Annotated in this window: 15 protein-coding genes; 10 read left to right on the forward strand and 5 right to left on the reverse strand. The window is 67.1% G+C overall.

The window, feature by feature from the left end:
• Nucleotides 1–282 precede the first annotated feature (282 nt).
• From HALZIN_RS0106105 to HALZIN_RS0106120, 4 genes are all read left to right on the forward strand, one after another.
• Nucleotides 283–1,395 carry a Bug family tripartite tricarboxylate transporter substrate binding protein gene (locus HALZIN_RS0106105; RefSeq protein WP_051907403.1) on the forward strand — a complete coding sequence of 371 codons (1,113 nt, stop codon included), beginning with the start codon at nucleotides 283–285 and terminating at the stop codon, nucleotides 1,393–1,395.
• 87 nt (nucleotides 1,396–1,482) lie between these two features.
• Nucleotides 1,483–2,961, forward strand: a complete 1,479-nt coding sequence (locus HALZIN_RS0106110) for a tripartite tricarboxylate transporter permease (RefSeq protein WP_031383349.1) — start codon at nucleotides 1,483–1,485, stop codon at nucleotides 2,959–2,961.
• Complete coding sequence (locus tag HALZIN_RS0106115) at nucleotides 2,961–3,422, forward strand: tripartite tricarboxylate transporter TctB family protein (RefSeq protein ID WP_031383350.1); 462 nt, start codon at nucleotides 2,961–2,963, stop codon at nucleotides 3,420–3,422. The genes HALZIN_RS0106110 and HALZIN_RS0106115 overlap by 1 nt, the downstream gene beginning before the upstream one ends.
• Nucleotides 3,423–3,436: 14 nt before the next feature.
• Nucleotides 3,437–4,921: an aldehyde dehydrogenase gene (locus HALZIN_RS0106120; protein WP_031383351.1), complete on the forward strand. Its 1,485-nt coding sequence runs from the start codon at nucleotides 3,437–3,439 to the stop codon at nucleotides 4,919–4,921.
• A gap of 15 nt (nucleotides 4,922–4,936) precedes the next feature.
• Here HALZIN_RS0106120 and HALZIN_RS0106125 read toward each other — a convergent pair whose 3' ends face one another.
• Nucleotides 4,937–5,623 (reverse strand): GntR family transcriptional regulator, encoded by a 687-nt coding sequence (locus HALZIN_RS0106125; protein ID WP_035575531.1) that lies wholly within the window; start codon nucleotides 5,621–5,623, stop codon nucleotides 4,937–4,939.
• Nucleotides 5,624–5,734: 111 nt separating this feature from the next.
• Here HALZIN_RS0106125 and tcuA point away from each other — a divergent pair, with 111 nt between their 5' ends.
• The 6 genes from tcuA (at nucleotide 5,735) to HALZIN_RS0106155 (ending at nucleotide 13,688) form a co-directional block, all read left to right on the forward strand.
• Nucleotides 5,735–7,174 carry an FAD-dependent tricarballylate dehydrogenase TcuA gene (tcuA, locus tag HALZIN_RS0106130; protein WP_051907404.1) on the forward strand — a complete coding sequence of 480 codons (1,440 nt, stop codon included), beginning with the start codon at nucleotides 5,735–5,737 and terminating at the stop codon, nucleotides 7,172–7,174.
• Nucleotides 7,161–8,273, forward strand: a complete 1,113-nt coding sequence (tcuB, locus tag HALZIN_RS0106135; protein WP_051907406.1) for a tricarballylate utilization 4Fe-4S protein TcuB — start codon at nucleotides 7,161–7,163, stop codon at nucleotides 8,271–8,273. The genes tcuA and tcuB overlap by 14 nt, the downstream gene beginning before the upstream one ends.
• Before the next feature lie 107 nt (nucleotides 8,274–8,380).
• Nucleotides 8,381–10,759: a Tex family protein gene (locus tag HALZIN_RS0106140; protein WP_031383355.1), complete on the forward strand. Its 2,379-nt coding sequence runs from the start codon at nucleotides 8,381–8,383 to the stop codon at nucleotides 10,757–10,759.
• 112 nt (nucleotides 10,760–10,871) lie between these two features.
• On the forward strand, nucleotides 10,872–12,473 hold the full coding sequence (gene gshA, locus HALZIN_RS0106145) for a glutamate--cysteine ligase (RefSeq protein ID WP_031383356.1): 1,602 nt from the start codon (nucleotides 10,872–10,874) through the stop codon (nucleotides 12,471–12,473).
• Between the two features lie 106 nt (nucleotides 12,474–12,579).
• Nucleotides 12,580–13,092 (forward strand): disulfide bond formation protein B, encoded by a 513-nt coding sequence (locus HALZIN_RS0106150; RefSeq protein ID WP_031383357.1) that lies wholly within the window; start codon nucleotides 12,580–12,582, stop codon nucleotides 13,090–13,092.
• Between the two features lie 92 nt (nucleotides 13,093–13,184).
• Nucleotides 13,185–13,688 carry an Rsd/AlgQ family anti-sigma factor gene (locus HALZIN_RS0106155; protein ID WP_031383358.1) on the forward strand — a complete coding sequence of 168 codons (504 nt, stop codon included), beginning with the start codon at nucleotides 13,185–13,187 and terminating at the stop codon, nucleotides 13,686–13,688.
• Nucleotides 13,689–14,000: 312 nt separating this feature from the next.
• Here the strand turns inward: HALZIN_RS0106155 and guaD are convergent, their stop codons facing one another.
• Genes guaD through xdhA form a run of 4 tightly spaced genes read right to left on the reverse strand, consistent with a single transcriptional unit; the run spans nucleotide 14,001 to nucleotide 20,176 of the window.
• Entirely contained in the window at nucleotides 14,001–15,314 is a 1,314-nt protein-coding gene (guaD, locus tag HALZIN_RS0106160; RefSeq protein WP_031383359.1) for a guanine deaminase, read from the reverse strand.
• Nucleotides 15,311–16,231 (reverse strand): xanthine dehydrogenase accessory protein XdhC, encoded by a 921-nt coding sequence (gene xdhC, locus HALZIN_RS0106165; RefSeq protein WP_035575193.1) that lies wholly within the window; start codon nucleotides 16,229–16,231, stop codon nucleotides 15,311–15,313. The genes guaD and xdhC overlap by 4 nt, the downstream gene beginning before the upstream one ends.
• Nucleotides 16,228–18,726: a xanthine dehydrogenase molybdopterin binding subunit gene (gene xdhB, locus HALZIN_RS0106170; protein ID WP_084173400.1), complete on the reverse strand. Its 2,499-nt coding sequence runs from the start codon at nucleotides 18,724–18,726 to the stop codon at nucleotides 16,228–16,230. Before xdhB ends, xdhC begins: the two co-directional genes overlap by 4 nt.
• Nucleotides 18,710–20,176: a xanthine dehydrogenase small subunit gene (xdhA, locus tag HALZIN_RS0106175; protein ID WP_031383362.1), complete on the reverse strand. Its 1,467-nt coding sequence runs from the start codon at nucleotides 20,174–20,176 to the stop codon at nucleotides 18,710–18,712. The genes xdhB and xdhA overlap by 17 nt, the downstream gene beginning before the upstream one ends.
• Nucleotides 20,177–20,557 lie beyond the last annotated feature (381 nt).

A 20,557-nucleotide genomic window follows, 5' to 3' on the forward strand; every position in this document is an offset into this window, starting at 1 on the left:
CCCGCCGGCATTGTCGGTGGCGAGTGCCGCCCGTCTGGAGCGTCTCCCTGACCATGAATGCCTTGGCAATATAGCAAGCTTTCCAAGTTAAAGAACACTCTTGCATATTAATGCAGCCATTTGCATACTCAGGTACACAATAATAATTACATGCCTCTCAAGCCTTAGCGCATCGCACCGACTCGGTATGGGTTTCGAGTGGTTGCGATACCGATGAACAACAATGCCAGCCATCGGGTGCGGGTGCCGGAGAACCGGCGGCCCCGCTCAGGAGAATCGACCATGAACAACGATGTACGCCTTCGTACCGGCCGCATTGCGGCCACTCTGCTAGCCGCCGCCGGCCTGTCGCTGGGAGTAGCGACGACGGCGACGGCACAGACCGAGCAAGCCGAGCTCAACGGCTTCTACGACGACGAGACACTGGAGATCCTGACGCCATGGTCGCCGGGCGGTGGGGCGGATACCTGGGGCCGCTTCGTGGCCGCCACGCTGCCGCCGTACCTCGGCGATGACGCCAGCATCCAGGTCGTCAACCGCCCGGGTGCAGGCGGCGTTCAGGGCACCAACGAATTCGAGCTGCGTACCGCCAGCGACGGCTTCACGGTGCTGCTGCAGAGCGCCGGTCAGGTATTTCCGTTCATGTACGGCTCCGATGCCGTACGCTACGATTTTCGCAATTACGCGCCGATCGCCGCCATGGCGCAAGGCGGGGTCGTCTACGCGCGCTCCGACCTGGGCATCGAGGATCCGCAGCAGCTGTGGGAAGCCGACAACCTGATCTACGGCGAGGTCTCGCCCCAGGCCATCGGCTCCACGGCGCTGGCGGCCTTCGCCTTGCTCGACCTGCCGCACCAGGCGATCTTCGGCTACCAGAGCCGTGGCCCGGCACGTCTGGCCCTCGAGCAGGGCGAGACCAATATCGATTTCCAGACCACTAGCGCCTACACCGCGAACGTTCAGCCGTTGGTCGACGAAGGCATCGCGGTGCCGTTATTCAGCATGGGCGTCATCAACACCCAGGGTGAACTGGTGCGCGACCCGGCGTTCCCCGAGCTGCCGACGGTGGCCGAAGTCTACGAGGAGCGCTACGGCGAGAAGCCCTCGGGGCTGGCCTGGGATGCCTATCGTGCGGTGCTCTCGGCCGGCAGCATCAAGATGCTGTGGGCCAAGAAGGATGCCCCCGAAGCCTCCATCGAAGACCTTCGCCAGGCGTTTCGCGATGCGCGTCAGGATCCCGAATTCATCGCCGAGTCCGAAGCCACCAACGGGCCCTACGAGTGGCTGGTCGGCGAGGAGGCCTACACGGCGATGAGCTCGACCCTCGACGTGTCCGACGAGGCGCTCGACTTCCTGCGCAAGACCTTCCGCGAGCGTTACGACGCCGATCTCTGACGGCGACGCGCCTCGACAGGAGAGGGCTTCGGCTGAAAGAGCCAAGGCTTCTCTGCTGTATTCTGCCATGTGAAGGGAGCACTTGCCGTGTTCGAAGCTGCGCTCGAAGCGTTATCCATCGTGCTCGATCCCTCGCGACTGATGTTCATGCTGCTCGGCGTGAGCGTAGGGCTGATCGTCGGCATCCTGCCGGGGCTGGGCGGGGTGGTCGGCATGTCGCTGCTGCTGCCGTTCGTCTACGGCATGGATACCTACGCCGCCATCGCCATGCTGATCGGCATGGCCGCGGTGATCGCGACGGCCGATACCTTTCCCAGCGTGCTGATCGGGGTGCCCGGCTCGGCCGGCTCCCAGGCGACGGTGCTCGACGGCTATCCGCTGGCCCAGCAGGGGCGAGCCGGCCTGGCCCTCAGCGCGGCCTTCAGTGCCTCGCTGATCGGCGGACTGATCGGCGCGCTGGTACTGTTCATGATCCTGCCGGTGGCGCGGCCGGTGATCCTGTCGTTCAGGTCGCCGCACCTGTTCATGCTGACCGTGCTGGGACTGTGCGTGGTCGGGTTGCTGGCCGGCAAGTATCCGTTTCGCGGCATCCTGGCGACGCTGTTCGGTATCCTGATCGCGATGCTCGGTTCGGCACCGGCCTCGGTGACCTTTCGCTTCGTCGGCGACAGCACCTACCTGATGGATGGCATACCGTTGGCGATCCTCGCCATGGGCCTGTTCGCGGTGCCCGAGATCATCGACCTGCTGGCCGAGAATCGCGCCGTCTCCAAGGTCAAGACGCTGTCCGAAGGCTGGAGGGCGGGGATCAAGGCAACCTTCACGCATCGCTGGCTGGTGCTGCGTTCGTCGGCACTGGGCGTCGCGGTGGGGGCGATACCCGGTCTCGGCGGCTCGGTGGTGGACTGGCTGTCCTACGGCCAGGCGATGCATACCACCAAGGACAAGAGCCGCTTCGGCCAGGGCGAGATCCGCGGCGTGATCGCCCCGGAAAGCTCCAACAACGCCAAGGAGGGCGGGGCGCTGATCCCCACCCTGCTGTTCGGCATTCCCGGCAGCGGCACCACGGCGGTACTGCTGGGCGGGTTGATCCTGCTGGGCATCCAGCCGGGGCCGTCGATGCTGACCTCCAACCTGCCGGTCACCCTGACGGTGGTCTGGACGCTGGCGCTGGCCAATGTCGTCGGCGCGCTGGCGTGTTTCCTGCTGTCGCGGCCGATCGCCCGGCTGAGCATGATCCCGGCCAGCAAGTTCGCGCCTTTCCTGATCATCGTGATGATGGTCGGCGCCTACCAGAATACCCGTCACTGGGGCGATCTGGTGGCTTTCCTGGTAGTCGGCCTGATCGGTTGGCTGCTCAAGACCTATGACTGGCCGCGCGCCCCGGTGCTGATCGGCTTCGTGCTGGCGCCGAGCATCGAGCGCTACCTGACCATCTCGGCCTCGCGCTATGGCTGGTCGTGGCTGGCCGACCCGATCGTCATCGCGATCGGCCTGGTGTCCATCGCGGTGGTGGTGGCCGGGGTGCGCGTCAAGGGCAAGAGCCAGACTCGGGAGGCCTCGTGATGTCCCGCCGTCTAGTCGAAGAACTGGTGTTCATGGCGATCGTCGCCGTGATTCTGGTGGCCATGCTGTGGGCGGCCATGGACTATCCGTTCACGGCACGGCTGATGCCTCAGGTGGTCGCCGGCGCGGCCTTGCTGCTGCTGATCGTGGAGTTCGTGCTGACCGTGCGCCGCTCGCGGCACGTGACCGCCGCCGAGCACGGCGAACCGCTGACCGGCGACAAGCTTAAACGCACCATGCCCTACCTGCTGTGGCTGGCCGCGTTGTATGTCTGTATCTCATTGATTGGACTGGTTATATCGGCGGCGCTGTTCTGCGCGGCCTTCGGCTATTTCGTCGGCAAGCTGCGCTGGTGGTCGGCACTGCTCGGCAGCGCCTTGCTGGTGGTGTTCCTGATCGTGCTCGGCGAGGGCTTCAACCTCGACTGGCCGGCGGGCTATTTCTTCTCGCCGTTTCACTGACGCCGGAGACGTGTATGAGTACCCACGATTACAGGTTGCGTATCGGCGACAGCTGGCGGGCGGCCGAAGGCGATGCCAGCTTCGCCGCCATCAACCCCTTTAATCAGACGACCTGGGCGCGTGTCCCCGAGGCCAGTGCGGCCGACGTCGACGCCGCGGTGGCTGCTGCGCGCACGGCCTTCGATAACGACGGCTGGGGTCGCTCGCCCGGCCTTGCGCGGGCGACTCTCCTTCATCGCCTCGCCGAGCTGCTCGAGGGCGACGCCGAGCGCATGGCGCAGCTCGAGACCACCGACAACGGCAAGGTGATTCGCGAGACCCGCGTGCAGATGCGCTTCGCGGCACGCAACTACCGCTATTTCGCCGGCTGGGCCGACAAGCTGCACGGCGAGACGCTGCCGCTCGATCGTCCCGAGCTGTTCGACTACACCACCCGCGAACCGCGGGGCGTCGCCGCGCTGGTGACCTCGTGGAACTCGCCGATGGCGATCCTCGCCAACAAGCTGGCGCCGGCCCTGGCGGCGGGTTGCACGGTGGTGATCAAGCCCTCGGAAGTGGCCAGCGTGACCACCCTCGAGTTCGCCGCGCTGTGCGAACGGGCCGGCTTCCCGCCCGGGGTGGTCAACGTGGTGACCGGCGGCGGCGAGGTGGGCTCGGCGCTGACCGGCCATGCCGACATCGACCTGATCAGCTTCACCGGCGGCACAGCGACAGGCCGGGCGATCGCGCGGGTGGCTGCCGAGGCGCTCAAGCCGGTGACCCTGGAGCTGGGCGGCAAGTCGGCCAACATCGTCTTCGACGATGCCTCGCTGGAGCAGGCGGTGACCGGTGCGGTGGCCGGAATCTTCGCCGCTGCCGGGCAGACCTGCATCGCCGGGTCACGGCTGCTGGTCCAGCGTGGGCTCTACGAGCGGGTCTGCGAGCGGGTCTGTGCGCGGGCCGCGGCGATCCGCCTCGGCGATCCGCGCCGCGACGACACCGAGATGGGCCCGGTCGCCAATCCCGTGCAGCACGAGCGGGTGTTGGGGTTCATCGAGCGCGCCCGGCGCGATGGCGCGACGCTCAAGGTCGGCGGTCGGGCGCCGGACAGCGCCGCATTGCAGGCTGGCTGCTTCGTCGAGCCGACGGTGTTCACCGGGGTCGCCCCCGACAGCGAGCTTGCCCGGGAGGAGGTATTCGGCCCGGTGCTGGCGATCATCCCGTTCGACAGCGAGGACGAGGCCGTGGCGATCGCCAACGGCACCGACTATGGGCTGGTCGCCGGGGTCTGGACGCGCGATCTGGCGCGGGCCCATCGCGTGGTCGGACGGCTACGGGTCGGCAGCGTGTGGATCAATACCTACCGCGCCTCGGCGGCGCAGGCGCCGTTCGGCGGCGTCAAGGCCAGCGGCTTCGGCCGCGAGCGCAGCCATCACGCCCTCAACGAGTACCTGGACATCAAGAACGTGATGATCGACCTGGGCGACGAGGTGCGCGATCCCTTTGCACTGCGGACCTGAGCGCTGCGCAGCTGATCAGGTCTCGCCCTCGAAGAATGCCTCGAGACGCACCTTGTAGGCCTCGCGGATGTGGGTGCGGGCGTGTTGCTCGGCGGTGTCGGGATCGCGGCTCTCCAGTGCCGTGACGATGGCGGCGTGCTCCTGGCGCGCAGTCTGGGGGCGTCCCGGCTTGGCCAGGGTGCTGCGCCCCAGCAGGACCATCGAATCCTGCAGCGAATGCAACATCTTCAGCAGGTAGCGGTTGTGCGCGCAGCGATACAGCGTGCTGTGGAACAGCTTGTTGTTCTTGACCAGGTCGAGAGTCTCGGTGAACTGCTCGTCGCGTTCGCTGATCTCGCGCAGGAAGGTGATCTCGACGTCGGAGGCGTGGCGTGCCGAGAGCCGTGCGGCGGTGCCCTCGAGCACCTCGCGCATGGCATACAGTTCGCTGACCATGCCGTGGTCGAGCTCGGTGACGATCGTGCCGCGGGCCGGGTCGTTGGCCACCAACCCCTCCATCTGCAAGCGGTTGAGCGCCTCGCGAACCGGGGTTCGGCTCAGCCCGGTGCGCTCGGCCAGGTCGACTTCGCGGATGCGCGTACCGGGGCGCAGCGAACCCTCCTTGATGGCCTCGACGATGTACCGGTAGGCCTGTTCGCTGCGCGGTTCGCCGCGCTCGTTGGCGGACTCCGCCGGGGATTTGCGTGACTTGCTTTCTGCCATGGAGCTGCCTGTCCGATCGACGCTTTGGCGCACATGATAATCCTCCATACATGGCTTGTCATTTTGAACACTGATGGATACAGTTGTATTTAGTAGCTACGGGAGGGGTCGATGATCGTCTCATCGCTCGGACGGCCGATAGATAAACAGGCGCTTACCGGCCATGACGTGCTGGTGATCGGCGGCGGCAATGCCGCCTTGTGCGCGGCGCTGTCGGCTCGCGAGCGGGGCGCCAGCGTGCTGCTGCTGGAGAGCGCGCCGCGCGAAGTACGCGGCGGCAACAGCAGCCATACCCGCAACCTGCGCTGCATGCACCGTGCGCCCACCGATGTGCTGACCGACGCCTATCTGGAGGAGGAATTCTTCGAGGACGTCTGGCGGGTGACCGGCGGCAACACCAACGAGGCCCTGGCGCGGTACGTGATTCGCGCCTCGGAAACCTGCACCGACTGGATGAGGGGCTACGGCGTACGCTTCCAGCCCTCTCTGGGCGGCACCCTGCACCTGGGGCGGACCAACGCCTTCTTCCTGGGCGGCGGCAAGGCGCTGGTCAACACCTACTACAAGGCCGCCGAGCGGCTGGGGGTGACCATCATCTACCAGGCCGAGGCCGAGCGGCTGGTCTTCGATGGCACGCGTTTCGATCATGCCCTGGTAACGCTGGGTGACGAGCAAGTGAGGGTGAGCGCCAAGGCGGTGGTGGTCGCCTCGGGCGGGTTCGAGTCCAACCTGGAGTGGCTCGAAGAGGCCTGGGGGCCGGTGTCGCGCAACTTCCTGATCCGCGGCACGCGCTTCAACCAGGGCAAGATGCTGCGCTCGCTGCTCGACAACGGCGCCAAGTCGATCGGCGACCCGACCCAGGGCCATGCCGTGGCGATCGATGCGCGTGCGCCAAAATACGACGGTGGCATCGTCACCCGCGTCGATTGCGTATCGCTGGGCATCGTCGTCAATCGCGAGGGCCGGCGCTTCTACGACGAGGGCGAGGATTTCTGGCCCAAGCGCTACGCGATCTGGGGGCGGCTGATCGCCCGCCAGCCGGACCAGATCGGTTATTCGATCACCGACGCCAAGGCCGAGGGCCGCTTCATGCCGTCGGTGTTCCCGCCGGAGCGCGCCGACAGCCTCGACGAACTGGCGGTAAAGCTCGATCTGCCGGTCGAGGCGCTCAGACGCACCGTCGACGAGTTCAACGCCGCCGTGCAGCCCGGCCACTTCGACCATAGCGTGCTCGACGACTGCCGTACTCAGGGCGTCACGCCGGAGAAGACCCACTGGGCACAGCGCATTGATACGCCGCCCTTCTACGGTTATCCGCTGCGCACCGGTATCACCTTCACTTACCTGGGCGCCGAGGTTGACGACCGGGCGCGCATGTACATGGACAACGGCGAACTCGCCGACAACGTCTTCCTCGCCGGCGAGATCATGGCCGGCAACATCCTGGGGCAGGGCTACGTGGCCGGATTCGGCATGACCATCGGCACGGTTTTCGGGCGCACCGCAGGTACACAGGCAGGAGGCTACGCGAAGAGCCATGCAACGGATTGAGACCCTGATCGACGAAGCGCGCCACAACATGACGGTGTGCAACGCGTGCCGCTACTGTGAAGGCTTCTGCCCGGTCTTTCCGGCCATGGAGCGACGCCTGGCCTTCTCGCGCGAGGATCTCAATTATCTCGCCAACCTGTGCCACAACTGCAGCGAATGCCTCTACGCCTGCCAGTACGCGCCGCCCCACGAATTCGCCGTCAACGTGCCGAAATCGATGGCCAAGCTGCGCGCGTCCTCCTACCGCGAATACGCCTGGCCGGGGCCCCTGGCGCGGCTGTTCGATCGCAACGGGCTGGTCTCGTCGGTCGCTCTGGCACTGGGCATGACGCTGATCCTGCTGGTCGCCATCGCGCTCAACGGTGGTCTCGCGGGCTTGCTCGGCGCTCAGCACGGCGGCGACTTCTATGCGCTGATGCCGCACAACGTGATGGCGGGCCTGTTCGGCGGCGTCGCGCTGTTCATCGTCCTGGCGCTGGCGATGGGCTTCGCCGCTTTCTGGCGCGAGAGCGGCGAGGGCGCACGGGCGCTGCTCGATCGACGCGCCTGGCGCGATGCGCTGAGCGAGGCCGCGTCGCTGCGTCATCTGCACGGCCAGGGCGACGTCGGTTGCACCTATCCCGACGAGTATCACTCCCATTGGCGGCGGCGCTTCCATCATTTTACGGCTTACGGCTTCCTGCTGTGTTTCGCGGCCACCGTCACCGGAACCTTCTATCACTACCTGCTCGGCTGGGTGGCGCCCTACGAGATAATCAGCCTGCCCAAGTTGTTCGGCATTCTCGGCGGGCTGGGTCTGCTGGTGGGCCCGGCCGGACTGTTCTATCTCAAGCTCAAGCGCGATCCGGCGTCCGGGGACGGCCGCCAGCTGGGCATGGACATGGCCTTCATCGCGCTGTTGTGGCTGAGCAGTCTGAGCGGTCTCGTACTGATGCTGTTTCGCGAGTCGTCGGCACTCGGCCTGCTGCTGGTGATCCACCTGGGCATCGTGCTGGCGCTGTTCGTCACGCTGCCCTACGGCAAATTCGTGCATGGCCTGTATCGCCTGGGCGCGCTCTATCGCAACGCCCTGGAGCGCCGTCGCGGGGGAGCCGGCTAGCCCAGCTCGCGAGTGCCAGACGGGCGGTGCAGCGAAAGCGTTTGTGGTACCTTGTCGCGAACTTTTTGTATCGCTGGATCGCCAGCCGCTGGAACGCCAAGGATTTCATGGACGCCCAAGCCCAGATCATCGCCCGCCTCGCCGGGGAACTCGCCGTTCGTCCCGACCAAGTCGCCGCCGCCGTGGAAATGCTCGATGGCGGCGCCACCGTGCCGTTCATCTCGCGCTACCGCAAGGAGGCCACCGGCGGCCTCGACGACGGCCAGTTGCGTGAACTCGAGGAGCGCCTGCGCTACCTGCGCGAGCTCGAGGAGCGCCGCGCCGCGGTGCTTGCCAGCATCGACGAGCAGGGCAAGCTCACGGCCGTGCTGGCCGCCCAAGTGCGCAACGCCGACACCAAGCAGCGCCTGGAAGACTTGTACCTGCCTTACAAGAAGAAGCGCCGCACCAAGGCCCAGATCGCCCGCGAGGCCGGGCTCGAGCCACTCGCCGCTGCACTGCTCGCCGACCCGACGCTGGACCCCGAAAGCGAGGCCCAGAATTACCTGCGTGCGGCCGACGGCGACACCCCGGCCGTCGAGGATGCCAAGGCGGCGCTGGACGGCGCCAAGCAGATCCTCATGGAGCGCTTTGCCGAGGACGCCGAACTGGTCGGCCGGCTGCGCGACCGGCTGTGGGGAGAAGGCGAGCTGCGCGCGCGGGTGATCGACGGCAAGCAGCGCGAGGGCGCCAAGTTCTCCGATTACTTCGAACACGACGAACGCCTCGCCAAGGTGCCTTCGCACCGCGCGCTGGCGATGTTCCGCGGTCGCAACGAAGGCGTGCTGGCGCTGAGCCTCAGGCTGCCCGGCGAAGATGAAGCGCCGGTGCACCCGGCCGAGATCGCCATCGCCAAACACGTCGACATTCACGACGCCGGGCGCGCCGCCGATCGCTGGCTGCGCGAAGTGGTGCGCTGGACCTGGCGGGTCAAGCTCTACACCCATCTCGAGACCGAGCTGATGGGGCGGCTGCGCGAGCGCGCCGAGCTCGAAGCGATCGGGGTGTTCGCCGCCAACCTCAAGGATCTGCTGCTCGCCGCCCCGGCCGGCCCGCAGGCGACGCTGGCGATCGATCCGGGCTTGCGTACCGGCTGCAAGGTGGCGGTGGTCGACGCCACCGGGCAATACCTCGAGCAGGCGGTGATCTATCCGCATGCGCCGCACAAGCGCTGGGACGAATCGCTGGCGACGCTGGCCCGGTTGGCCGACAAGCACGCCGTGAGCCTGATCGCCATCGGCAACGGCACCGCCAGCCGCGAGACCGACAAGCTCGCTGGCGAACTGGTCAAGCGCCTGGCCGCGCAGGACGCCTCGCGGCGGCTCGCCAAGGTGATGGTCAGCGAGGCCGGCGCCTCGGTGTATTCGGCCTCCGAGCTGGCGGCGCGGGAGATGCCCGATCTCGACGTGACCATTCGCGGTGCGGTGTCGATCGCCCGGCGCCTGCAGGACCCATTGGCCGAGCTGGTCAAGATCGAGCCCAAGTCGATCGGCGTCGGCCAGTACCAGCACGACGTCTCCCAGGTGCAGCTCTCGCGCAGTCTGGAAACGGTCATCGAGGACTGCGTCAACGCCGTGGGGGTGGACCTGAACACCGCCTCCGGGGCGCTGCTCTCGCGAGTTTCGGGGCTCAATCCGGGACTCGCCGAGAACATCGTCGCGCGGCGCAACGAGCGCGGGGCGTTCCGCAATCGCCGCGAGCTGCTCGAGGTCAGCCGGCTGGGACCGCGGACCTTCGAGCAGTGCGCCGGTTTCCTGCGCATCATGAACGGCGACAACCCGCTCGACGCCAGCGCCGTGCACCCGGAAGCCTACCCGGTGGTGACGCGGATCGCCGAGCGCGGCGGCCGGCAACTGGCCAGCCTGATCGGCGACAGCGCCTTGCTGAAATCGCTCAAGCCCGCCGACTACGTCGACGACAATTTCGGCGTGCCGACGGTGACCGATATCCTCAAGGAGCTCGACAAGCCTGGGCGCGACCCGCGGCCCGAGTTCAAGGCCGCCGAGTTCCGCGAGGGCGTGGAGACGCTCAAGGATCTCGAGCCCGGGATGATCCTCGAGGGCAGCGTGACCAACGTCACCCACTTCGGCGCGTTCGTCGACATCGGCGTTCATCAGGATGGCCTGGTGCATATCTCGGCGCTGGCCGAGAAGTTCATCGACGACCCGCGCCAGGTGGTCAAGGCCGGCGATATCGTCAAGGTCAAGGTCATGGCCGTGGATATCGAGCGCGCGCGAATCGGCCTGTCGATGCGCCTGAGCGACGACCCCCAGGCCGAGGAGGGGGCGCCGGCCCGGGGCGCCCGGCGCCAGCAGGGCGACGGCGAGCGGCGCAACAAGGGCGCGCGCCGCGGCGGCGCGGACAAGCGAGCGAGTGGCGATGGCGCTGGCAATGGCGGCATGGGGGCGCTGGGCGAGGCGTTGCTCAAGGCCCGCAACAAGCGCTGAGCTATCGTCATGATCGTTAGCCTTGAAAGGGCTGCGCCAGTCACCATAATCTGACCTTCACCCACCGCCGCGGCATGCGGCGGTGAATCGCCTGCAACCGGGGGTGTTCAACTTGTCCGAGCAACTAGTCAAGGCCGTCGAGCGGCTCAAGGGATTGGCCCGCGAAGGGCGGCTGGGTCGCTTGCGCCGCGGCGTCGAAAAGGAAGGGCTGCGCCTCGACCGTCAGGGGGCGATCGCTCAGACGCCGCATCCCCGGGCGCTGGGGTCGAAGCTGACCCATCCGCACATCACCACCGATTACTCCGAGTCGCTGCTCGAATACATCACACCGGTCTACTGTCGCCCCGAAGACGCGACGGCGTTTCTCGCCGACCTGCATCGCTTCAGCTATCGTCACCTGGACGATGAACTGATCTGGCCGGCGAGCATGCCCGGCCGCCTGAACGGCAACGACAGCGTGCCGATCGCCGATTACGGGCGCTCCAATGTCGGCACCATGAAATCGGTTTATCGCAAGGGCCTGGACGTGCGCTATGGGCGGATCATGCAGTCGATCGCCGGCGTGCATTACAACGTCTCGCTGCCCGAGGAAGTCTGGCCGTTGCTGCGTGAGCTCGAGGGTGCCCAGGACAAGCCGCTGAACGGCTATCGCTCGGGACGCTACTTCGACATGATCCGCAATTTCCGGCGCAACAGCTGGCTGCTGCTGTATTTGTTCGGCGCCTCGCCGGCGCTGGATCGCAGCTTTCTGACCGGCGCGGTGCCCGACAAGCTCAAGACCCATGCCCGCGATACCCTGGTGTCGCCATATGCCACCAGCCTGCGGATGTCCGACCTGGGCTATCAGAACAAGGTCCAGGCGCAGCTCAAAATCTGTTTCAACTCGCTGTCCAACTACGTCGGTACCCTGCGCCACGCCATCAGCACTCCATGGCCGGCTTACCAGCGCCTGGGCGTCAACAAGGGCGGCGAATGGCGTCAGCTCAACGCCAACATCCTGCAGATCGAGAACGAGTACTACAGCGACATTCGTCCCAAGCGCGTGGCGCGCCACGACGAGACACCCACCCAGGCGCTCGAGGCGCGCGGCGTGGAATACATCGAAGTGCGCTGTCTCGATCTCAACCCGTTTCTGGCGCTGGGCATCGACGAGACGCAGATGCGCTTTCTCGATACCTTCGTGATGTGGTGCCTGCTCGCCGGCAGTCCGTGGATTCCCGACGAGGAGTGCGACCGGCTCGACGACAATCGCCAGGCGGTGGTCGAGCGTGGTCGCGACCCCTCGCTCACGCTGGCCATCGATGCCCGCGAAGAGCAATTGGCGCGGCGCGCCGAGACGATCTTCGATGAACTGCGCGAGGTGGCCGGACTGCTCGACACCATCGAGGCTTCGCAGGCGCATGCCTCGGCGCTCGACAGTCTGGCGCCGTTGCTGCGCCAGCCCGAGCGCACGCCCTCGGCGCGCTTGCTCGAGGTGCTCGAGGAAAGCGGCGACGAATTCGTCGACTACATGCTCGAGATGGCCGGCGAGCAGGCCACGCGGTTTCGCCGCGAGCCGCTGGACCCTGCCCGCGAGGCGCTGTTCAGCCAGCTCAGCGAGACCTCACATCAGCAGCAGGGCGACATCGAGGCCGGCGATCGCGAAAGCTTCGCGGCCTTCCTCGAGGCCTATTTCGCGCGCGCCCGGGAACCGCGGCCCGCGTCGGCAGTCTGAGCGACTCATTCGGGTCCGCCTGGTGGCCCCGAATTCTCTGCAATTGACATTTACTGACGGGAGCGCCCGAATGGCGGCTAGCTTGAGTGGAACGTGGACGCGGCGGATGACGGTTCGCCACTGGAGTCTGGCCGGCCTGGCCTTCTGTGCGCTGATGATGGCGGTGGCGTTGGCGCTGCAGTACGTGGCGGGGCTCGAGCCCTGCCCGCTGTGTATCTTCCAGCGTATCGCGGTGATCGCCACGGCGCTGGTCTTGCTGATCGCGGCGATCCACAATCCGCGTGGCTGGGGCGGCGGCGTCTACGGCCTGCTGGGGCTGGCGACGGTTGGCAGTGGCATTGCCCTGGCCAGTCGCCACGTCTGGCTGCAATCGCTGCCGGCCGATCAGGTGCCCAGCTGCGGGCCGGGGCTCGGCTACATGATGGACGTCCTGCCGTTGTGGGACGTGCTTTTACGCGTCCTGTCGAGCTCCGGCGAATGCGCTGCGGTGGAGGGCATATGGCTGGGCGTGACCCTGCCGCAGTGGACCTTGGTCGGATTCCTGGTCCTGGCGTTGGTGCCCATCGCATTGATTGCTCGCGGCTTTGTGAACGCACGCCGCAGCGGGCGCCGCGACTAGCCGACGAATCTTGCGCATCCAGGATTGACAGCCGTGCGACCACGAGGGACGCTGAACTTCCGCAGGCTGCATGAATGCATGGAGGCAGGACAATGCTGGAAGATTGCAAGACCGCTCAGGAGCGCTGGGGCGGCGTCCACCGACTGATCGATCGCTGGTTCGAGGAGCGTCGCGAGATGCTGGTCGCCATGCTGGAGCTTCAAGAAGCTTGCGATGCGGACCCCGAAGTAATCACCAAGGAACAGATCGACCGCTTCAGCGAGCTGCTGATGGACTACATCAGCGCCGGGCATTTCGAGATCTATCCACAGTTGCGCGAGGAGGCCGAGCAGTTCAATGACCATGAGGCGCTGAAGCTCGCCGAACAGCTGCTGCAGCGCCTGGAAATGTCGACCGGCATGGTGCTCGAGTTCGACGAAGATTACTCGACGCCGACCCGTTGTCAGCACTATCTGTTCCGCTTGCCGGCGTGGATGAATCGCCTGCGCAAGGCGTTGACCGAGCGTTTTACGCTCGAGGATCAATTGATCAGTCGCCTGCATGCCGCGCATTCGCCGCCGCCGGCCCCCGAGGTAGCGCCCAGCGCGGCCTATTGAGCCACCTTGAGTCTGGAGGCTTTTGCGGAAGGGCGTTTATTCGCGATAATTTCGCGATAATGCAGCCCGGTCCATCGGGAATGAATTCCCGCCCACTAGGCGTCTGTCGGGCTTGGCCGATCGTCACGAGAAGCACGGGTTTCGAGTCGAATTTATCGATCGATTGAGGCGAATAGCGCGCTATTTAACGAAATGGATCGATGGAATTGGCCGAAAGGCCGGGATTCGCAGTAGGTCAGTGTCAAGTCCGACGGGGTCCTAGAACAGTACCCCCCTCTGGAACAAGGTGAGCTCCCTATCACTCAGCCTTCGTCACGCCCCTCGTCGATGCACGCAGCGGCCGTTGGCCCAGGTGGCGTGCACGGCGCGGTCGTCGCCGAGAATCATCAGCGCGAACAGCCGCTCGGCCAGCGTTTCGGTGCGCGCGGTCCGTCGCGAGAGCAGCGGTGTCGCACGTGGATCGAGGGCCACCAGGTCCGCTTCGGCGCCCTCGCGAAAGCGCCCGATATGCTCATCGAGGTGCAGGGCGCGGGCATTGCCCAGCGTCAGCCGGTAGAAGCCCTGCCAGGCGGTGAGTGGTTGAGCGAGCAACTGGCCGACCTGGTAGGCCGCCTTGAGCGTGGCGAACCCGGAAAGATCGGTGCCGGCGCCCACGTCGCTGGCCAGCGAAACCGCCAGCCCGGCTTCACGGCAGGCATGGCGGTCGAACAGACCGCTGCCCAGATACAGATTCGAGGTGGGGCAGAAGGCGACATTGGCGCCTGCCGCGGCGAGCCGGCGGCGTTCGTCCATCGATAGATGAATGCCGTGGGCGAAGGTGCTGCGCGGGCCGACCAGTCCGTGGCGCTCGTAGACATCGAGATAGTCGCGGGCCTCGGGAAACAGCTCGGCGACCCAGTCGACCTCGCCGCGATTCTCGGAGATATGCGCCTGCAGGTAGACATCCGGTGCATTGCGCAACACGCCGCCGACGGCGTCGAGTTGTGCGCGGCTCGAGGTCGGCGCGAAGCGCGGGGTCAGCGAATAGCTCAGCCGATCCTTGCCATGCCAGTCGGCGATCAGCCGTTCGCTGTCGTCGACGCCGCCCAGCGCGGTGTCGGTCAGCGCCTGCGGTGCGTGACGATCCATCAGCACCTTGCCGGCGAGCATACGCAGGCCGCGGCGCCGAGCGGCGGTGAAGAAGCTATCCACCGAACCGGGGTGCGAGGTGCAGAATACCTGGGCGGTGGTGGTGCCGACGCGCAGCGTCTCGTCGAGGAAGGCCTCGGCGACGTTGTCGGCGTGGGCGCGCTCGGCGAAGCGGCACTCTTCGGGGAAGGTGTATTCGTTGAGCCAATCGAGCAGTTGCCGGCCGTAGGAGGCCATGATATCGAGCTGCACGTAGTGCACATGGCTGTCGATGAAGCCGGGCATCATCAGCTTGTCGGAGTAATCGACGTGGGCGATGCCGGCGGGCAGTTGCGCGGCGATCTCGGCGTAGGCGCCGACTGCGCGAATACGGCCGTTCTCCAGCCATAGCGCACCGTCCTCGATGTGCAGCACGCTGCCGGCGGCCGGCGTGTCGTCCTCGCCGGGGTCGTCGTTGAAGCTCAGCAGGGGGCCGCGCAATACTCGGGCGTCGCTCATCCAGGGTCTCCGGAAGGAGTGGCGGAAGAGGAGGTTGCGGAAAAAGGGGCGGCGACCGGGGCGCTCGAAAAGACCTCGCGCAATCGGCGTGGCTCGATGCCGCGGTGCGCATGTCGTTCGCTTTCGATTTCGCTGGCGCTGGCCGGCGTGAGCGTCAGCAGTTCGGCGGCCACGGCCAGGGCGATCTCGTAGGGGCGCTTGCCGGTCGCCCGGGGAATGCCGATCGGGCAGCGCACCCGGGTCAGTGCGGCCTCGTTGTGGCCGGCGGCGGCCAGCCGGCGGCGAAAGCTCGCCCATTTGCTGGGCGAGCCGATCAGGCCGATGGAGGCGAGGTCGTCGCGGCCCAGCAGCGCATCGATCAACGCACGATCCTCGCCGTGGTCGTGGGTCATTACCAGCACGTGGCTATGCGCCGGCAGTGAGGCGGCATCACTCGCCGGGTCGGCGCTGCGCCGGCAGGCCAGTCGCGGTTGCCCGGTGGCCCAGTCGGGAAAGACGCCATCACGGCTGTCGAACCAGGCCAGGCGCCAGGGCAGCGGGGCGAGCAGTTGGACCAACGCCTGGCCGACATGCCCCGCGCCGAACACCGCGACCGTCATCTCGGCGCCGGGGAACACCTCGATCAACACGTGCACGTAGCCGCCGCAGCATTGCCCCGAGCGCGCGCCCAGCGGGAAGGTCTCGAGTCGCGGGCCGCCCTGGCCATCGTCTTGTGAAGCGCGCAGCGCCTGGCGGGCGACGTCGATCACCTGGTATTCGAAGCCGCCGCCGCCGAGCGTGTCGTGAACGGCATCGGCGGTGATCACCATCTTGGCGCCGGGTTCGCGCGGCGTGGAGCCGGCCGCGCCGACCACGCTGGCCAGCGCGTGGGGCTCGCCGGCCTGCTGCAGGCGGTGCAGCGCCGCGTGCCAGCTCATGGCGTAGAGCCGTTCACTGATCGACGCAGCGCTTGTGCCGCCATCAACACGCGCTCCGGGGTGGCCGGCGTATCCAGGCGTGGCGACTGGCGATAGTCGCTCAAGCTGGACAGCGCATCGCGCAGCGCCGACCACACCGAGATGCCGAGCATGAACGGCGGCTCGCCGACCGCCTTGGAGCGGTAGATGCTGGCCTGCGAGTTGGGATGGCCCTGGAGCAGCTCGACGTTGAACGCCGGCGGCAGGTCGCCGTAGGTGGGGATCTTGTAGGTCGCCGGGCCGTCGCTGAGCAGGCGGCCCCGGGCGTCCCACTTGAGCTCCTCGCTGGTCAGCCAGCCCATCGCCTGGATGAAGCCGCCCTCGACCTGACCGGTGTCGATCGCCGGGTTCAGCGAATCGCCGACGTCGTGAAGGATGTCGACCCGCTCGACGCGGTACTCGCCGGACAGCGTATCGAGACTGACTTCGGCGACCGCCGCGCCGTAGGCGAAGTAGTAGAACGGCCGGCCGCTGCCGGTGTCGCGGTCGTAATGGATCAGCGGCGTGGAGTAGAAGCCGTTGGCGGACAGCGAGATGCGCGACAGATAGGCGGCCTGGACCAGCTCGCCCCAGGCGATACGCCGGCTGCTTTCGCCATGCCCGGCGAGCAGTTCGCCGCCCGCCAGGCGCATGCCTTCGCGATCCAATTGATAGTGTTCCGCAGCGAAGTCGAACAACCGCTCGCGAAGCTGGCTCGCCGCATCGCGGGCGGCCATGCCGTTGAGGTCGGCGCCGCTCGACGCCGCGGTGGGCGAGGTGTTGGGCACCTTGTCGGTGCGCGTGGCGGTGATCCGCACGCGCGCCATGTCGAGGCCCAGCTCGCGGGCCGCCACCTGACAGATCTTGGTATGCAGGCCCTGGCCCATCTCGGTACCGCCGTGGTTGATCATCACGCTGCCATCGGTATACACGTGCAGCAGCGCGCCGGCCTGATTCAAGTGCCTGGCGGTGAACGAGATGCCGAACTTGACCGGGGTCAGCGCCAGGCCCTTCTTGACGACCGGGCTGGCGGCGTTGTGGGCACGGATCGCCTCGCGGCGCGTCCAATAGTCGCTGCTGAGCTCGAGACGTTCGACGATCTCGCTCAGCAGCGGGTACTGATCGACCTGCTGGCCGTAATGGGTGACGTCGCGGCCGGCGCGGTAGAAGTTGCGCTTGCGCACGCTCAGCGGGTCCTCGCCGAGGTGGCGGGCGATGTCGTCCATCGCCGCCTCGATGATCATCATCCCCTGGGGGCCGCCGAAGCCGCGAAAGGCGGTATTCGAGGCGGTATGGGTGCGCGCGCGGTGGCCGGTGACGCGAGCCGCGCCCAGCGAGTAGGCGTTGTCGGCGTGGAACATCGCGCGATCGACGATCGCCTCGGAGAGATCCGGCGAGTAGCCGCAGTCGCCGATCACGGTGATCTCGCCGCCGGCCAGCACGCCCTCGGCGTCGAAGCCCAGCCGGTAACGATTGTAAAACGGATGGCGCTTGCCGGTGGCACGCGTGTCCTCGGCGCGCGGCAGGCGCAGCCGGGCGGCGCGGCCGGTACGCCGGGCGATCAGCGCGGCGATGCACGCCCACGGCGAAGCCTGGGTTTCCTTGCCGCCGAAGCCGCCGCCCATGCGCCGGGTTTCCACCGTCACCGCATGAAAGGGCACGGCGAGCACCTCGGAGACCAGCTTCTGGGTTTCGCTGGGATGCTGGTTCGAGGTATAGACGACCACGCCCTCGTCCTCGCTGGGCGTGACCAGGCAGGCCTGGCCCTCCAGGTAGAAATGCTCCTGGCCGCCGACGAACTGCTCGCCTTCGAGCACGTGCTCGGCCTTGCTCAGCGCCTGCTGCCAGTCGCCGCGCTGCTGGACGTGGGTGGGTCGTACCACCTCGCCGCGTTCGGCGGCTTTGAGCGGGTCGAGGCTCGCCGGCTGCTCGTCGATCTCGACCACCGCGGCCCTGACTGCCAGGCGCGCCGCCTTGTGGCTGGTGGCGGCGACGGCGAACAGCGTCTGCCCGGCGTAACTGATCTCGTCGTCGGCGAACAGCGGATCGCCGGGGAACACCGGGCCGATATCGGTATGCCCGGGAATATCGACCACGCTGATCACGTCGACCACCCCCGGGGCGCGCTTGACCGCCTCCAGGTCGAGCCGGGTCAGGCGGCCGTGGGCCACCGGCGAGAAGCCCAGCGCGATATGCAGGGCATCGGCGGGGGCCGGCAGGTCGTCGATGTAGGCGGCGCGCCCGGTGACATGCTTGATGGCGCTCTCGTGGCGGTGCGAGTCGGCGGTCGATGTGCTCGACCGCGGATCGCGGGCCAGCGGGCCGTCGCCCTTGTTGCGGCCAATCTGTTCTTTACGCACCTCGGCGGCTTCGGGCGCCTTGGCTGGCGCGGCTTCGGTCGCCTTGGCTGGCGCGGCTTCGGTCGCCTTGGCTGGCGCGGCTTCGGGCGCCTTGGAAAGCCTAGTGAGCGTACGCATCGATCGACACCTCCGCGGTGGTGGATTCGAGCCCCAGGCGCAGCCGTTCGAGCAGGTTGGCGGCGACCGTCAGCCGATATTCGCTCGAGCCGCGCACGTCGCTGAGCGGCTGGAAGTCGTCGCGCAGCGCGGCCTTGGCAGCGCCGAAGGCGGCGACGGTGGGCGCCTGACCCTCGAGTGCCGCCTCGGCGGGCGCGCAGCGGCGGGGAATCGCCGCCATCCCGCCGAACGCCAGGTGCACGTCGCGCAGCGCGCCATTCTCGAAACGCCAGGCGAACGCGGCGAGCACCGCGGAGATATCGTCCTCGCGGCGCTTGGCGATCTTCCACACCTTGAGATTCTGCGCCGTTGACTGGTGAGGCAAAAAGATCGCGCGCAGCAACTCGCCGTCGTCCAGCGCGGTTTGCTTGTAGTCGCGAAAGAACTCCCCGATCGGCAGCTCGCGCGGGCCGGCCGGGCCGTCGATGGCCAGCCGCGCATCGAGCGCCAGCAGTACCGGCGGGGTGTCGCCGATCGGCGAGGCGTTGGCGACGTTGCCGCCCAGCGTGGCGCGGTTGCGGATCTGCAGCGAGGCGAAGCGCTGCATCAAGTGGGCGAAGGCCGGGAAGTGCTCGGCGAGCAGCGGCTCGAGCCGCGAGTAGGTCACCGCGGCGCCGACCCACCAGCCCTCGGCGGTCTCTTCGATGCGCTGAAGTTCGGCGACCCGACGCAGGTCGATCAAGTCCGTGAGCGGCTTGAGCTGCTGGGTGGCCTCGAGCCACAGATCGGTGGCACCGGCGACCAGCCGCGCTTGCGGTCGCCGGCGGCGCAGCTCGCGCAGTGCGTTCAGATCGTCGGGCGTCGCATAGTGTCCCTCACTATCTTTCGCGACCGGCGAGCGGCGAGTCGCATCATGGGCGAGGGCGGCGACGTTGCCGGCCAGCGCCGGATCGTCGGCCCAGCTCGGCTGCGTATCGGGATACTCGTGCATGCTCAGCGCCGCATCGCCAATCGGCCGGTAGCCGGTGCAGCGGCACAGGTTGCCGCCGAGCGCCGCTTCCAGACGCTCGGACGTCAGCGGCGCCGGGGCGCGGCGCTGCGCTTCGTGCAGGATGAACAGCGACATCACGATGCCGGGGGTGCAGAAGCCGCACTGGCTGGCGTGACAATCGACCATTGCCGCCTGGACGGGATGCAGGGCGTCGCCGCGGGCCAGGCCCTCGACGGTGACCAGGTGGCAGCCGTCGAGCTGATGGGCGGGGACGATGCAGGCATTGGCGCTGCGGTAGGCCAGCTCGCCACTGGCGTCGGGCTCGCCGATCGCCACCGTGCAGGCCCCGCAATCGCCCGAGGCGCAGCCCTCCTTGGTGCCGGTCCGGCCCAGCGCGCCGCGCAACAGCTCGAGAACGCTGGTGTCGGCGCTGGCATCGGCGCACTGCTGGCGTCGGCCATTGAGATAGAAGTCGATCATCGCGGAAGCTCGTTGTTGTCGCTGTTCGAACCGGGGATTGACCGGCCAGGAAATGAATTGACCGAATGGTCAGTTTCAGCGTCGCGCATTCTCATTGCTTGTGCAAGAGACTAAGGAAGAGACACAGGGCAGCATTATCGCTCGGGGCTGATCCGTCGATAAGCCTGCGAGGAGGCGCTGTGAATACCTCCCTGTACGCTACCGACGCCATCCATGGCGCCGGACCTCCTCTTCGGCTTATCCCCCGCGCCCCTCGTCAGTTCAACTGCGACTGTCCTGGCAAGAGACATGCCGCATCCGCCAGCGCGCGTTCTACGCGGCGGGCGCCACGAGCGTTGAGTCGTACGCCCGGCTAGGGCAAGCTTGGCTCTTCCCGGCAGG

Origin of the sequence: Halomonas zincidurans B6, from assembly GCF_000731955.1 — a bacterium.
Taxonomy (GTDB): domain Bacteria; phylum Pseudomonadota; class Gammaproteobacteria; order Pseudomonadales; family Halomonadaceae; genus Modicisalibacter; species Modicisalibacter zincidurans.